The organism is Pseudomonas sp. REP124 (genome assembly GCF_020164475.1).
Classification (GTDB): Bacteria; Pseudomonadota; Gammaproteobacteria; order Pseudomonadales; family Pseudomonadaceae; genus Aquipseudomonas.
The window spans coordinates 22,736-36,403 of record NZ_JAIQWX010000004.1; the positions used below are offsets into that span (position 1 = coordinate 22,736).

The 13,668-nt window shown below is 62.3% G+C and carries 14 protein-coding genes; 6 read left to right on the forward strand and 8 right to left on the reverse strand.

What is annotated here, in order from left to right; translation table 11 throughout:
- Nucleotides 1–116 precede the first annotated feature (116 nt).
- The 3 genes from K9857_RS01860 (at nucleotide 117) to K9857_RS01870 (ending at nucleotide 3,957) form a co-directional block, all read left to right on the forward strand.
- Nucleotides 117–1,685 (forward strand): purine-cytosine permease family protein, encoded by a 1,569-nt coding sequence (locus K9857_RS01860; protein WP_224533209.1) that lies wholly within the window; start codon nucleotides 117–119, stop codon nucleotides 1,683–1,685.
- A gap of 2 nt (nucleotides 1,686–1,687) precedes the next feature.
- Entirely contained in the window at nucleotides 1,688–3,376 is a 1,689-nt protein-coding gene (gene betA / locus K9857_RS01865) for a choline dehydrogenase (RefSeq protein ID WP_224533210.1), read from the forward strand.
- A gap of 113 nt (nucleotides 3,377–3,489) precedes the next feature.
- Nucleotides 3,490–3,957, forward strand: coding sequence for a GNAT family N-acetyltransferase (locus tag K9857_RS01870; RefSeq protein ID WP_224533211.1), 468 nt, complete (start codon nucleotides 3,490–3,492; stop codon nucleotides 3,955–3,957).
- Between the two features lie 102 nt (nucleotides 3,958–4,059).
- Here K9857_RS01870 and K9857_RS01875 read toward each other — a convergent pair whose 3' ends face one another.
- Together K9857_RS01875 and K9857_RS01880 are read right to left on the reverse strand one after the other, a co-directional pair.
- The gene (locus K9857_RS01875; protein ID WP_224533212.1) at nucleotides 4,060–4,371 is read right to left on the reverse strand and encodes an NIPSNAP family protein; all 312 of its coding nucleotides are present in this window, start codon (nucleotides 4,369–4,371) and stop codon (nucleotides 4,060–4,062) included.
- Between the two features lie 23 nt (nucleotides 4,372–4,394).
- Nucleotides 4,395–5,279, reverse strand: a complete 885-nt coding sequence (locus tag K9857_RS01880) for an AraC family transcriptional regulator (protein ID WP_224533213.1) — start codon at nucleotides 5,277–5,279, stop codon at nucleotides 4,395–4,397.
- 152 nt (nucleotides 5,280–5,431) lie between these two features.
- Between K9857_RS01880 and K9857_RS01885 the strand changes: the two genes are divergently transcribed.
- On the forward strand, nucleotides 5,432–6,151 hold the full coding sequence (locus tag K9857_RS01885) for a cysteine hydrolase family protein (protein ID WP_224533214.1): 720 nt from the start codon (nucleotides 5,432–5,434) through the stop codon (nucleotides 6,149–6,151).
- Between the two features lie 468 nt (nucleotides 6,152–6,619).
- The gene (locus K9857_RS01890; RefSeq protein WP_224533215.1) at nucleotides 6,620–7,450 is read left to right on the forward strand and encodes an oxidoreductase; all 831 of its coding nucleotides are present in this window, start codon (nucleotides 6,620–6,622) and stop codon (nucleotides 7,448–7,450) included.
- Nucleotides 7,451–7,769: 319 nt separating this feature from the next.
- On the opposite strand, the gene K9857_RS01895 is transcribed toward K9857_RS01890, so the two are convergent.
- From K9857_RS01895 to K9857_RS01905, 3 genes are all read right to left on the reverse strand, one after another.
- On the reverse strand, nucleotides 7,770–8,432 hold the full coding sequence (locus K9857_RS01895; RefSeq protein WP_224533216.1) for a phage infection protein: 663 nt from the start codon (nucleotides 8,430–8,432) through the stop codon (nucleotides 7,770–7,772).
- 180 nt (nucleotides 8,433–8,612) lie between these two features.
- On the reverse strand, nucleotides 8,613–9,014 hold the full coding sequence (locus K9857_RS01900) for a cupin domain-containing protein (RefSeq protein WP_224533217.1): 402 nt from the start codon (nucleotides 9,012–9,014) through the stop codon (nucleotides 8,613–8,615).
- Between the two features lie 45 nt (nucleotides 9,015–9,059).
- Entirely contained in the window at nucleotides 9,060–9,809 is a 750-nt protein-coding gene (locus tag K9857_RS01905; RefSeq protein ID WP_224533218.1) for an SDR family oxidoreductase, read from the reverse strand.
- Nucleotides 9,810–10,052: 243 nt separating this feature from the next.
- Between K9857_RS01905 and K9857_RS01910 the strand changes: the two genes are divergently transcribed.
- Entirely contained in the window at nucleotides 10,053–10,442 is a 390-nt protein-coding gene (locus tag K9857_RS01910) for a c-type cytochrome (RefSeq protein ID WP_224533219.1), read from the forward strand.
- 253 nt (nucleotides 10,443–10,695) lie between these two features.
- On the opposite strand, the gene K9857_RS01915 is transcribed toward K9857_RS01910, so the two are convergent.
- From K9857_RS01915 to K9857_RS01925, 3 genes are read right to left on the reverse strand one after another with little or no spacing between them, the layout of a single operon-like run.
- On the reverse strand, nucleotides 10,696–11,580 hold the full coding sequence (locus tag K9857_RS01915; RefSeq protein ID WP_224533220.1) for a ChaN family lipoprotein: 885 nt from the start codon (nucleotides 11,578–11,580) through the stop codon (nucleotides 10,696–10,698).
- A 57-nt stretch (nucleotides 11,581–11,637) separates the two neighbouring features.
- Nucleotides 11,638–12,405 (reverse strand): heme ABC transporter ATP-binding protein, encoded by a 768-nt coding sequence (locus K9857_RS01920; protein WP_224533221.1) that lies wholly within the window; start codon nucleotides 12,403–12,405, stop codon nucleotides 11,638–11,640.
- The gene (locus K9857_RS01925; protein ID WP_224533292.1) at nucleotides 12,405–13,388 is read right to left on the reverse strand and encodes a FecCD family ABC transporter permease; all 984 of its coding nucleotides are present in this window, start codon (nucleotides 13,386–13,388) and stop codon (nucleotides 12,405–12,407) included. The genes K9857_RS01920 and K9857_RS01925 overlap by 1 nt, the downstream gene beginning before the upstream one ends.
- Between the last annotated feature and the right edge of the window lie 280 nt (nucleotides 13,389–13,668).

Sequence of the window (13,668 nt, forward strand, 5' to 3'; positions counted from 1 at the left end):
ATGGATGGCGCCTGACACAACGCATTCGCGAGCAAGCCCGCTCCCACAGGGGGGGCGGTACTGATCCAAAAGAATGCGGTTATCTCGTCATGATCTTCCAAGAACAAGAGTCCATCATGAACATAGACGCCAAGCCTGTTACGAACGTATCCCTGCTCGACGACAAGTCCGTGGTCGAGAGTCATTCCATCGACTTCATCCCCGAGAGCGAGCGCACCGACAAACTGTCGAGCCAGGGCCCGTTCTGGTTTCTTGGCAACTTCACCTTCTTCACCATGACCATCGGCTTCGTCGGCCCGAGCGTCGGCCTGACCGCGCTCTGGACCACCCTGGCCGGCACGCTGGGCATCATGTTCGGCACGCTGTTCATGGCCTTTCACGGTTCGCAAGGCCCGCACCTGGGCCTGCCGCAGATGATCCAGTCCCGCGCGCAGTTCGGTTACCGCGGGGTGATCCTGGTGCTGCTGGCGACGCTGTTCGTGTTCGCCGGCTTCAACATCGTCAACCTGGTGCTGATGATGCAGGGGCTGCACACGCTGTTCGGCTTCAACCCCTTGGTGATCGCGGTGGCGGTGACTATTCCGGCGGCGGTGCTGGCGGTCCTCGGTCACGACTGGATGCACCGCGCCTTCAAATGGGCGCTGTACCTGTCGCTACCACTGTACGGCCTGGTGACCCTGGCGGTGCTGATAGGCTGGGTGCCGGATGCGGTGCTGCCGCCGCTGGCCGAAGGCGAAGTGGCCCCGGCGCCGCTGGGCTTCAACTGGACCGGTTTCATCGCCCAGTTCGCGGCCGCCGCCAGCTACAACATCGCCTACGCCCCGTACGTGTCCGACTATTCGCGCTACCTGCCGAAGAACATCTCCAGCGGCAAGCTGATTGCCGTGGTGTTCCTCGGTGCGTCGCTGTCCGGTGCGTGGATGATTTCCGTGGGTGGCTGGCTGGCCGATCACCTGCACTCCACCGATGTGCTGGTGGCGCTTGGGCAAGTCGGCAATACCGTGTCGCCGCTGATGGGCACGGCGGTGGTGGTGGTCACCATCCTGGCGTTCCTGCCGGTGATCGCGATGAACATCTACAGCGCCAAGCTGACCACCCTGACCTGTGTCGACTCGATCAAACACATCGAACCGACCCGCAAGGCGCGGATCCTCGCGATCCTGTTCGTGATCCTGCTGCAACTGGGCGTGGCCATGAGCATCCAGAGTTCCGGCAAAGGCCTGTCGGTGCTGGGGATCTACCTGGTGGTGATGCTGTACTTCCTGGTGCCCTGGACCTCGGTCAACCTCACCGACTACTTCTTCGTGCGCAAGGGCCGCTACGCCATCCCGCACTTCTTCATGCCCCACGGCAACATCTACGGCAACTGGGGCCTGCGCGGCATCCTCGCGTACGCCATCGGCTTCATCTCGATGATCCCGTTCTTCTACATCTTCGACGGCGTCGAGCAGCGCGAGGTGTACGTCGGCCCACTGGCCAAGGCCCTGGGCAGCATCGACATCGCCTGGTTGGTGGGGCTGATCGTCTCGGGCCTGGCGTACTACTGGCTGAGCCGCTCGATCGACCTCAAACGTGAAGAAACCGTCATTCAGCAGATCGAAAAAACCTGTCCGCAATACACAACCGGCGACTCGCTGGGCAAAGCAAAGATGCCCGTCTTCAACGAATCGGCGGTCCGGAGATAATCATGGCTACGCAAAAATACGACTACATCATCATCGGCGCAGGTTCGGCAGGTTGTGTGTTGGCCAACCGCCTGAGCGAAGACCCGGCCACCAAGGTTTTGGTGCTGGAGTTCGGCGGCAGCGACCGCAGCGTGGTGATCCAGATGCCCAGCGCGTTCTCGATCCCGATGAACACCAAGAAGTACAACTGGCGCTACGAAACCGAGCCGGAAACCTACCTCGATGGCCGGCGCATTCACTGCCCCAGGGGCAAAGTGCTGGGTGGTTCGTCGTCGATCAACGGCCTGGTCTACATCCGTGGCCACGCCTGTGACTTCGACGAGTGGGAATCCCTCGGTGCAGAGGGCTGGGGCTACAAGAACTGCCTGCCGTACTTCAAGCGCGCCGAGAGTTTCGAGTCCGGTGGCGACAGTTATCGCGGCCAGACCGGACCGTTGAGCACCACCAGTGGCAACCACATGAAAAACCCGTTGTACGGGGCCTGGGTCGAAGCCGGCGCGGAAGCGGGTTACATCAAGACCGATGACTGCAACGGCTTCATGCAGGAAGGCTTTGGCGCGATGCACATGACGGTTAAAAACGGGGTGCGCTGCTCGACTGCCAACGCCTATCTACGCCCGGTGATGGACCGTCCGAATCTGACGGTGATTACTCATGCGATGACCCGCCAAATCATCCTCGACGGCAAGCGTGCGGTCGGGGTCATGTATGACCATGAGGGTCAGACGCATCAGGTGTACTGCAACCGCGAAGTGCTGATTTCCTCCGGCCCGATCGGCTCGCCGCACCTGCTGCAGCGTTCCGGCATCGGCCCGGCCGAGGTCCTGCGCAAAGCCGGGGTCGAGGTGCGTCACGACCTGCCGGGCGTCGGGGAGAATCTGCAGGATCACGCCGAGGTGTACATCCAGTTCGGCTGCAAGGAACCGGTGACGCTCAACAGCAAGATGGATCCGCTGAGCAAGCTGATGATCGGTTTGCGCTGGCTGCTGTTCAAGGACGGCCTAGGCGCGACCAACCACTTCGAGGCTGGCGGTTTCATTCGTTCCGAAAAGGGCCTGCGCTGGCCGGACATTCAGTTTCACTTCCTGCCCGCCGCCATGCGCTATGACGGCAACAAGCCGATCAAGGGCCACGGGTTCATGGTGCTCACTGGTCCCAATAAACCGAAGAGCCGTGGTTATGTGCGGGTGCGTTCGGCCGATCCGTACGAGCACCCGGAAATCCGCTTCAACTACCTGGAGCGGGAGGAGGACCGCGAGGGCTTTCGCCGCTGCATTCGCTTGACCCGCGAGATCATCGGCCAGAAAGCGATGGACCGTTTCCGCGACGGCGAAATCGCCCCCGGTCCGCAGGTGACCACCGATGAGGAAATCGACGCTTTCGTCCGGGCCAATCTCGAGAGCACCTACCACCCTTGCGGCTCGTGCCGGATGGGTGAGGATGACATGGCGGTGGTGGATTCGGAGCTACGTGTGCGAGGCATCGCCGGGCTGCGAGTGATCGATTCCTCGGTATTCCCGACCGAACCGAATGGCAACCTCAACGCGCCGACCATCATGCTTGCCGAGCGGGCCTCGGACCTGGTACGCGGCAAGCCAATGCTGCCGGCGGCGGAGGTGCCGGTGGGGTTGGTGGAGAATTGGGAGAACAGCCAGCGCTCGGCGTTGCCAGGGCGTAATGTGCGGGTTTGATCAAAGCAAAAGATCGTCCGTTGTCGATCGTTCCCACGCACCGCGTGGGAACGATCAAGGCCGTCGTTTTTTGCTACGCTCCAGGATCCCTGAGACCGCAATGGAGCACCCTCATGGCTATCCTGGCCCTGCGCGCCGACGCCTCGCATATCGACATCATCGCCCCCTTGTTCGACGCCTATCGCGGCTTCTACGGCCAGCCGTCGAACCTGGCGCAATCACGCGCCTTCATCGCCGAACGCATCGCCCGCGACGAGTCGGTGATTTTCCATGCGGTGGACGAGGGCGGCGAGGCGCTGGGTTTCGTGCAGATGTTCCCGACTTTTTCCTCCATCGACGCCCATCGCACCTGGCTGCTGGGCGATCTCTTCACCACGCCTGCCGCACGCGGCAAAGGAGTGGGCACGCTGCTGATGAACACCGCCCGCGACTTTGCGCGGCTGATGGGGGCCAAAGGCATGACCCTGGAAACCGCGACCGACAACCACAGCGCACAGCGGTTATACGAATCGCTGGGGTATGTGCGCGATACCGGCTACTACACCTATTGCCTGGATTTGCGCCAAACCCCATTCCTGTAGGAGCGAGCACGCTCGCGATGGTCGTCAACGATGACGCTGGAAACCTGATGCCCCGCGGTGTTTGTACCTCCATCGCGAGCATGCTCGCTCCTACAGTGTGTCTCACTTGTCGCCGAATACCGGGCGCAGGAAGCTGCGCTCGTAGCTGAGGATGAATTTCTTGTCCTCGGCATACTTGAACGCGGCGATGCACTCGGGGTCTTTCATCGACTGTTGGCGGTAGGTTTCGTAGGCGGCCAGGCTCGGGAAGGTGAACATCGCCATGGCGATGTTGTTGGCGCCTTCGGACGGCAGGAAGTAGCCGTGATGCTGGCCACCGAATTTCTCCACCAGTGGAATCCACAGCTTGCCGTAGTGCTCGAAGGCATCGAGCTGATAGGGGTCGAGCACGTATTTGAGGTAGCAGGTGATCATCTTTTCTCTCCGTCAGGTCAAGGCTAGGTTGATTCGTCTGGCAGGTTGCGCATCACCCGGGCGGTCACCGGCGGCGCCTCTGCACCGCTGGTGTCACGCTTGAGCCATTCGGCCGGGGGCAGGCCCACCACATTTAAAAAGGTTCGGGAAAACGAGGCTTGCGAGCTGTAGCCGACGGTCGTGGCGATCACTTTGATTTGCACGCCGTCGCGCAACAGGTCCTGGGCCAGTTTCATGCGCCAGGCGGTGACGTAGCCCATCGGCGAGATCTCCATGATCCGGGTGAAGCACGCCGAGAATTTCGAGCGGGACATGTTCGCCAGGCTCGCCAGTTTCTCCACGGTCCAGAGGGCTTCGGGCTCCTGGTGAATCCGGTTGAACATCGTGGCCAGGCGTCCGTCCTGAAGGGCGTAGAGCAGGCCGCTGTCGATCCTGCCGTCGGTAACCGAGCGGCGCACCAGCATCACAAAGATGTATTCGAGCAACAGGTTCAGCGCCTTGGTCCGGCCCGGGGCCTGGTCCTGGAATTCACCGATCAGGCTGGCGATCAAGGGCGCGAGGTTTTCCAGTGTGCGGATCGGAAACACCAGGGTTTCCTTGAGCCCCAGCGGGAAGGGTTGCAGCGAGTTGCGCCCGAACCGGAACGATGCGCAGATCAGTTCCGCGCCCTCGGCGGAGCTGGAGCGCAACTGGTAGCGGCAGCTGCTGGGACAGAACAGCACGCTGGGCTCGTTGATCGAAATCTTCGGCAGGCCCGGCTGCACCATGTCGATATCGCCGCGGCTGACGACATGGATGAAAGCCATGCCCGGCGGTTTGTCGAGCACCAGCGTGCCGTCCATGGGCCCGGCGAAAAACAGCCGACCTTGCAGGTGCGTACGTTCGAAGAATTCGGAAAGAATGTCCATGTTGGAGACGCCCGGGTAAAGACTCTGTACGTCCTGGCAAAAGGGCAGCAGGGCAGGGCCGTAGGATGCAGTTCTCGCCGATGGTAATCAACGCCCCTTGCGGGTGCCACGGCCCAGAGCGATTTTTGTGTCCATCACCGGAGCCCACTGCAATGAGCAACGATTCGATCCGCACCGCCACCCAGTACGCCGACCCGACCGAGCCCGCGTTGCCGGACCCGGGCATGAAACTCGACCTGTCCCGCGCCGCGCTGGTGGTCATCGACCCACAGATCGACTTTCTCAGCCCTGAGGGTGTGAGCTGGGGCATCTTCGGCAAGAGCGTCGTCGAGCACGACGTGGTCAATCACCTGGGCCAGTTGTTTGCAGCGGCCAAAGGGGCGGGCATCACCGTTGCCGTGTCGCCGCATTATTACTATCCGTGCGATCACGAGTGGCATTTCGGCGGGCCGCTGGAGAAAGCCATGCACAGCATCTGCATGTTCGACCGCAAGGGGCCGTTGAGCCTTGAGGGCTTCGAGAATTCCGGTGCGGATTTCATGCCCGAGTTCAAACCCTACATCCTCGACGGCAAAACCATCATCGCGTCGCCGCACAAGGTCTACGGCCCGGAAACCAACGACCTGGCGCTGCAACTGCGCAAACACGGCGTGTCGCAGATCATTCTGGCGGGCATGGCGGCGAACCTTTGCGTTGAATCGCACCTGCGCGAACTGCTGGAGCAAGGCTTCGAAGTGGCCGTGGTCCGCGACGCCACCGCAGGTCCTTCGACTCCGGAAGGCGACGGCTACCTGGCGGCGCTGATCAACTACCGCTACATCGCCAATGCGTTGTGGACCACGGAGCAGACAGTCACTTACCTCAAAGGCTGATGCACCCCCACACTGTAGGAGCCGAGCTTGCTCGCGATGCAAGCCCAGGCACCGCGGGGTATCAGGTGTCCAGCGTCATCGTTGGCGACCATTCGCGGGCAAGCCTAGCTCCCACAGGTTTTTGTGTTCACAGCCGATCAACTGTAGGAGCGAGCACGCTCGCGATGGAGGCCCGGACACCGCGGGGCATCAGGTTTCCAGCGTCATCGTTGACGACCATCGCGAGCAAGCTCGCTCCTACACCCTGTCTCGAACCCTGCAGCGCCCTGCCGCGCGGCTTCAGGTGAGCGGCCACACTGAGGAAGGTCGAGAGATCAGCCGCTGAAGCAGTTTCTCATTGGTGAATTCTTCTCACAAAGCCATGCAAAATTGTTGGGATTATCACATCAGTAGTGAAGTTTTAAAGTTGCATCAACTCATCAAGAAGGCCCGGCAATAACGCTCGGGTCGCTGACAGGAGGAGTTGATATGCGTACTTGGCTCATTACTGGCGCTTCCCGTGGTTTTGGCACTCTGATCGCAGAACACGCTCTGCGTGCCGGCGACGCGGTGATTGCAACGGCTCGCAAACCTGAAGAGGTCATCGCCAAACTCGGCGATCATCCAAACCTGCTGGCGGTGCGTCTGGACGTGACCCGCGAGGAGGAAGCCCATAAGGCGGTGGCGGAAGGCATCAAGCGTTTCGGTCGCATCGATGTGCTGATCAACAATGCCGGCTTCGGCGTGCTGGGAGCGGTGGAAGAGACCAGCGCCAGCGAGACCGAGCGACTGTTCGCCACCAACGTCTTCGGCGTGCTCAACGTGACCCGCGCGGTGCTGCCGCACATGCGTCGCCAGCGGTCCGGGCATGTGATCAACATCTCGTCCATCGGCGGCTACCAGGCCTACATGGGGTGGGGCGTATATGGGTCGACCAAGTTTGCGGTGGAAGGCATCACCGAGGCGCTGCATCAGGAACTGGCGCCGCTGGGCATCCACGCCACGGTGGTGGAACCGGGCTTCTTCCGCACCGACTTCCTCGACGAGCAATCGCTGGTGAAGACCGCGCTGGAACTGGCGGACTATGACGAGACGGTGGGCGCGATGCGCAAGCATGCCGAAGCCGCCAACCACGCCCAGCCGGGTGACCCGGTGAAGTTCGCCGAAGCCATGCTGGCGCTGGTCAATGCCCCGAAACCGCCGCAGCGTCTGGCACTGGGCAGCGACACCATCGCGCGTATCGAAGCGAAAAACCGCTTCGTCGCCCAGGAGTTGGCAGAGTGGAATGAGCTGGCGCTGTCGACTGATTTCAAAGGCTGATCATCGACCCCACAAAAAATCCGGAGCCCCGCAAAGGGCTCCGGATTTTTTTCGTTTACTGCGCCCGATCCACTGTAGGAGCGAGCTTGCTCGCGATGGCCGCAAGACCGCCGCGGGGTGTCAGGTACCCAGCGTCATCGTTGGCCACCATTCGCGGGCAATCCGCGAACACCACCCTCCAATGTGGGAGCGGGCTTGCCCGCGAAGAGGCCGGCACATCCAACATCGATGCTGATTGCTCTGACGCCTTCGCGGGCAAGCCCGCTCCCACAGGTTCAGCGTCGTACACAGCTTTAGTGTTCATGGCAACGGGTTGGTATCAGCGGCATTCCAGGCAGAAGTAGGGCATGACTTCGGAGCTGGCGTCGTAGCCGTTGCTACCGTCGGCATAATGATATTGCTGCAGACGGTCGGAACCGCCTTCCGCCACGCGGGTTCCGCGCATGGAGTTATAGCCGGCGGCGACGTTGTTTTGCTTGAGACGGTCGGAACCGTCCGATGCCAGTTGACGTTCGCGCAGACGATCCGCACCGCCTTCGGCCAGTTGACGTTCTTTCAGGCGATCAGCTCCACCTTCAGCCAATTGACGTTCGCGCAGACGATCAGCACCGCCTTCAGCCAGTTGACGTTCGCGCAGACGATCCGCACCGCCTTCAGCCAATTGACGTTCGCGCAGACGATCAGCACCGCCTTCGGCCAGTTGACGTTCTTTCAGGCGATCAGCTCCACCTTCAGCCAATTGACGTTCACGCAGACGATCAGCACCGCCTTCAGCCAGCTGACGTTCTTTCAGACGATCAGCCCCACCCTCAGCCAACTGCCTGCCTACAGTGGTATCCGCACCACTTTCAGCCGCGTTGTGCACCGCCGTATCGGCACCGGCGGTTCCGGCGCCCGCTTCAGCGGCGTGAGCATTGGCTACAAAAAATCCAAGGGTTGAAACGAGGGCGATTCCTAATGCAAGACGTGGGGTGTTCATCATGTTCACCTAGTGAGTCACGGGAGTGTTCAAGCAACAGTCGGGCAGGCGTGAATGCCGGCTGTCGCCGCCCTGACATTCGAAGCCTGCATCTTGATTGCCTGCACAAAACCCGTCACTCATGCATAGGTTGTCCCGCGCAGCACCCAGGTATTAACCGTCCATACAAAGGTATGGCGCCGGTCAGTTGGCCGGCAGCACGGGTGGTTTGTTCTGATCCTTGAGCAGAAAGACCACGAACTTGGCCGGCTTGTCCTTGCTGGCATTGCGGCCGACGGTGTGGATGTCCTCGGGACCTTCGTGGAAGCTTTGTCCCGGCGTCAGGGTGTATTCCTTGCCGCCCTTGACCCCCATGACGATGGTCCCTTCCAGCACATACACGAAGCCGTGGGCATCGTGACGGTGAACCGGATCGGCGCCGCCCGGTGGGTACTCGACGGTGAGGATCATCACTTCCTTGCCGGGATAATCGGGCAGCGCCGTGACCGACACCTCCTTGACATCCGGGTGCGGCGCTTCGGCAGCCAGGGCCGGCGTGGTGGTGAATGACAGCGCAAACAGGGCGAGAAAAACGCGGGATTTCATGGGACGCTCCTGATCAGAGAGGAATGGACCGTGAAGGGCAAGGCTCTAGGCGCCGGTACTCTTGAGCCATTGTTCGAAATGAGTCTTGCCGAGGATCGGGTCATCGCCCGGCGTCAGCGACTGGTCGTTGATGATCGCGCCGTAATAACCGGCGCTGTCGTCGGTGACCACCTGGCGTTGATCCCCGGTGTGTTGCAGATACGTCCGGGCAAATGCCACCAGTGGCTTTTTGTCGGGGCCGGCCAGTTCGACGATGTTGTCCGTGGGCGGGGACACGGCAATTTTCGCCAGCGCCGCGGCAACATCCGCCGAGGCAATCGGTTGCAGCGCTGCCGAGGTCAGGCGCGCGGTGTCGCCTTGCATGCTGTATTGGACGATCGCGCCGATGAATTCGAAAAACTGCGTGGCGCGCACAATGGTGAAGGGCACCGTGGAGCTTTCGATCAACTCTTCCTGAATCATCTTCGCGCGGAAATACCCGCTTTCCAGCATGCGGTCGGTGCCCACCACCGACAGCGCGACGTGATGGCTGACCCCGGCAGCCTTCTCGGCGGCGGCGAGATTGCGTCCCGATTTCTGGAAAAACTCAAGCACTGCGGCGTCTTCGAAGGAAGGGGAGTTGGCGACGTCCACCACCACCTCGGCTCCTTGCAAGGCGGCCTGCAAACCTTCGCCGGTGACGGCGTTGACCCCGGATCTGGGCGAGGCCGACATGACGTCGTGACCGCCTTCACGCAACACCTTGCACAACTGGGTGCCGATCAGGCCTGTGCCGCCGATGACGACAATTTTCATGAGTGTCCCTCTTTACGCAGGTGTGCGGTGGCTGGCTTTTGCCACGCACTGGATGAGTCGGCGCGCCTTGCGCAAACGGCGCTCTGATAGGCCAGTCTAGGCCGGTGCCGGTTGGGCGTGCGCTGGCGGGATGGACGGTCGGATATTGCATGACGCGTCGGAAAAGCTTCGGCAGGGCGGTCAGGTCATGATCAAATGGCGGCCATTTTTTTGCCGCAGGCCCTGCCTGATCTGGAGTAGTCGATGAACAAAGCGGCCATGATGACCTTCGTCCTGTGTTTGGGCGCGGGCCTGTTCGCGGCGAACGCGAATGCCGAGGGCGATGTCGAGGCGGGCGGGAAACTGTTCAAGCGGTTCTGCAGCGGCTGCCATCAGATCGGCGATTCGGCGCGGGCCTTTTTCGGTCCGCAGCTCAACGGCATCGTCGGGCGTCCTGCGGCGAACACCACGGACTATCAGTATTCCGATGCGATGAAGTCATCGGGCATCGTCTGGACCCGGGAGAAATTGGCGGCGTACATCGAAGCGCCGAAGACGCTGGTGCCGGGGACGCGGATGATTTTCTGGGGGATGAGCGATCCGGAAAAGATCGAGGATCTGCTGGCGTATTTGCAGACCTTCCCGGCGCCGTAAACCTGTGGGAGCGAGGCTTGCCCGCGAAAGCGGTGGGTCAGACAAGAAGATGTTGGCGGGCCTGACGCCTTCGCGGGCAAGCCTCGCTCCTACAGTTCGGCAGATGATTTTGGGTGTCGGTGAGGCCGTCTTCGCGAGCAAGCCCGCTCCCACAGTTGATCGGTGTCGGGCGCATCATTTGAGTACACCTGGGACCCAATGTGGGAGCGGGCTTGCCCGCGATGGCGATAGCAGCCTCACCACCTTTGCGACCTTAGCGCCGCAACCCCGCACAATGATCCTTCTCCGGCTGCGCCGCCGTAAACCACACATAATCCGCACTTTGCGCCGTCACCGTCCTGCCCACCTCGGCCAGGATCAGCACCGCATTCCCCTGACCAGCCCCAAGATCCTCAAGGTGCAGCGGCACCCCCAGATCCTTGCGCACATGGAACGCCCCGGCCAGCAACACCGCCGGCGTCGGCGCCGCCAGCAGGCGTTCGGCCATGCGTCGGTCGCGCTGCTGTTGCACGGCAAGCATCGCCGGCATCTGCTTCTCCGGAAGCAAGCCGCAATGAGACTCGCGAATGTCATCGAGCAGGGTCGCCTGAACCTGCTCGGTGGTGGATGCCTTGCCCGTCAGCGCAGGACGCTGCTTGTAGATCTGCATGATCTGCGCCCGATCCAGGTTGGCCGACAGCAGCGGGTAAGGCTGACGCAGGGCATAGGTGACCAACGCGCCATAGACGCCCCAGTCCCAATTGGCTTGCCAGGCCAGCGCCTGATACGGGTCGGCCGGCGGATCACCGGCGCGGGTCGCCGTCTGCACCGCATCCACTTTGGCCTGTTGATCGGGGTTGAGCATTTCCATCAGCAGGCTGCCTTGCGGGCGCTGGTTCGCCAGCTCGCGCAGCAGCCACAGTTGCAGGGCATGGTGATCAGGATTGTCGTGTTGCTCGCCCACCAGCACCCGTGGTGCAGCGGCCAGGCGTTCCACCAGTTCCTGTGGCGTCAGGGTACGCCCGGTGGCGAGTTCGCGGATCACGCCAAGATCACTGTGGGCGCGGCCCTCCGGTGCGATGGCCACAGGTGGCGGCGCGACGAAATGGGATTGGCAGGCAGCCAAAAGGCTCAACAGACATAACAGCAGAATGCGCATCGGTTTTCCTTGTCAGAGGGTGGCCCCCTGCCGCGTCACGGCGGGAGAGGGCGAGTTTCAGCGCGCGATAATCAGCGGGTGGCCGCGTTCCGGATGGCGATGGATCAGCACTTGCAGTCCGTACACCGCTTCCAGCGCCTGGGCGGTCAGTACCTCGTCCGGCGGGCCGTAAGCGTGGGGGCGACCGTCCTGCAACAGTAGCAACTGATCGCAGTAGCGCGCGGCCAGATTGAGATCGTGCAGGATCACCAGGACCGCCGCGCCACGTCCGGCGAAATCGCGCACCGCTTGCAAAATGGTGTGCTGATGCAACGGGTCGAGCATCGAGGTCGGCTCATCGAGCAGCAGGGTCTGCCCCTCGGCGCCCGGCCACAGCTGCGCCAGTACCCGCGCCAGGTGTACGCGCTGACGTTCGCCTCCGGACAGCGCCAGATAACTGCGCCCGGCCAGGTGCAGGGCATCGGCGGCACGCAGCGCCTCGGCGACGATTTCGGCATCGCGCACACGACCGCTGGCATGGGGCAAGCGTCCCATGCCGACCACTTCATTGACCGAGAACGCGAAGTTCAGACTCGAACTCTGGGGCAGCACCGCCAGACGTTTGGCTCGCTCCTGACCGGGCCAGTCGGCGAGGTTGCGCTGGTCGAGGCTGACGCTGCCGGCGCTGGCGGGCAACTCGTCGCTCAAGGCGGCGAGCAGGGTACTTTTCCCGGCGCCGTTGGGACCCAGGACCCCGAGCACTTGCCCCGCATGCAACTGGATATCGATGTCCGCCAGTACCGTGCGATTACCGCGCCGAACCAGCAAGTTGTTGGCTTGCAGCATCAGGTGCGCCCCCGTACCAGCAAATAGAGGAAGAAGGGTGCGCCAATCAGCGCGGTGACGATGCCGATCGGCAATTCGGCGGGCGCCAGCAGCAGGCGGGCGATCAGGTCGGCCAGCAGCAACAGACTGGCACCGGCAAGCAGGGACGCCGGCAGCAACACTCGGTGATCAGGCCCCACCAGCAGTCGCATCAGATGCGGCACGATCAGACCGATGAAACCGATCAGCCCCGCCGCGGCCACCGCCGCACCGACGCCAAGCGCCGTGCACAGCACCAACTCCAACTTGATCCGCTCGACGTTGAAGCCCAGGTGACGGGCTTCGGATTCACCCAGCAGCATTGCATTGAGCGCCGCCGCGCGACGCGGCAACCACAACGCCACGCCGATCGCCACGATAAGCAACGGCCACAACCGCGGATAGCTGGCACCGTTGAGGCTGCCCAGGTTCCAGAAGGTCAGGGTACGCAGGGTGGCGTCGTCCGCCAGGTAAGTGAACAGACCGACTCCGGCACCGGCCATGGCGGTCATCGCCACACCCGCCAGCAACATGGTGGCGACGTTGGTCTGCCCGTTGCTGCGGCCGAAGCGATACACCACCGCGGTGACGATCAGGCCGCCGGCGAAGGCGCACAAAGACAATAGATAAGGTTCGATGACCGGTGACAAGCCGCCGAGCAGACTGCCGCCGACAATGGCGATGGCCGCCCCCAGCGCCGCGCCACCGGCAACCCCGACCAGCCCGGGATCCGCCAACGGATTGCGAAACAACCCCTGCATGGCCACGCCGGACAACGCCAGCACCGAACCGACCGCGATGCCGAGCAGGCTACGCGGCAGGCGGATCTGACCAAGGATCAGTTCCGCCTGTTGCGTGTCGCCGCCGTTGACCGGCAATCCGAGCAGACGCAGGCCGGCGAGCAAGGTGTCACTCAGTGGCAGACTGACAGGGCCCAGAGCCAGGGACAGCCAGAACACCAGCAGCAGTAACAGCCCGAGAGTAATCAGCATCGGCCGCGGCCGGACGATGGCCGTCATGAGACAAGCGCCGAACCGGCGAGGGCCGGCAGAGAGTTCATTCGCATCAGGGGATTTTCCGTGGTCGGTCAGACGGCTACCAAACCGTCACAGCCGCAGATAATGCCACCTGGCCACGGTGGGGGCGAGTCTTGTTGAGAGATGTTCGCGTCTGCAAGGCCGCCATCGCGGGCAAGCCCGCTCCCACAAGGACTTGCGCCCTATACAAAATCAGCGAACACCGCAA

Bases quoted from the DNA above. Each gene is read 5' to 3' on its own strand.
- K9857_RS01860 (WP_224533209.1), top strand. From the start codon at position 117: ATGAACATAGACGCCAAGCCTGTTACGAACGTATCCCTGCTCGACGAC.
- betA (WP_224533210.1), top strand. From the start codon at position 1,688: ATGGCTACGCAAAAATACGACTACATCATCATCGGCGCAGGTTCGGCA.
- K9857_RS01870 (WP_224533211.1), top strand. From the start codon at position 3,490: ATGGCTATCCTGGCCCTGCGCGCCGACGCCTCGCATATCGACATCATC.
- K9857_RS01875 (WP_224533212.1), bottom strand. From the start codon at position 4,371: ATGATCACCTGCTACCTCAAATACGTGCTCGACCCCTATCAGCTCGAT.
- K9857_RS01880 (WP_224533213.1), bottom strand. From the start codon at position 5,279: ATGGACATTCTTTCCGAATTCTTCGAACGTACGCACCTGCAAGGTCGG.
- K9857_RS01885 (WP_224533214.1), top strand. From the start codon at position 5,432: ATGAGCAACGATTCGATCCGCACCGCCACCCAGTACGCCGACCCGACC.
- K9857_RS01890 (WP_224533215.1), top strand. From the start codon at position 6,620: ATGCGTACTTGGCTCATTACTGGCGCTTCCCGTGGTTTTGGCACTCTG.
- K9857_RS01895 (WP_224533216.1), bottom strand. From the start codon at position 8,432: ATGATGAACACCCCACGTCTTGCATTAGGAATCGCCCTCGTTTCAACC.
- K9857_RS01900 (WP_224533217.1), bottom strand. From the start codon at position 9,014: ATGAAATCCCGCGTTTTTCTCGCCCTGTTTGCGCTGTCATTCACCACC.
- K9857_RS01905 (WP_224533218.1), bottom strand. From the start codon at position 9,809: ATGAAAATTGTCGTCATCGGCGGCACAGGCCTGATCGGCACCCAGTTG.
- K9857_RS01910 (WP_224533219.1), top strand. From the start codon at position 10,053: ATGAACAAAGCGGCCATGATGACCTTCGTCCTGTGTTTGGGCGCGGGC.
- K9857_RS01915 (WP_224533220.1), bottom strand. From the start codon at position 11,580: ATGCGCATTCTGCTGTTATGTCTGTTGAGCCTTTTGGCTGCCTGCCAA.
- K9857_RS01920 (WP_224533221.1), bottom strand. From the start codon at position 12,405: ATGCTGCAAGCCAACAACTTGCTGGTTCGGCGCGGTAATCGCACGGTA.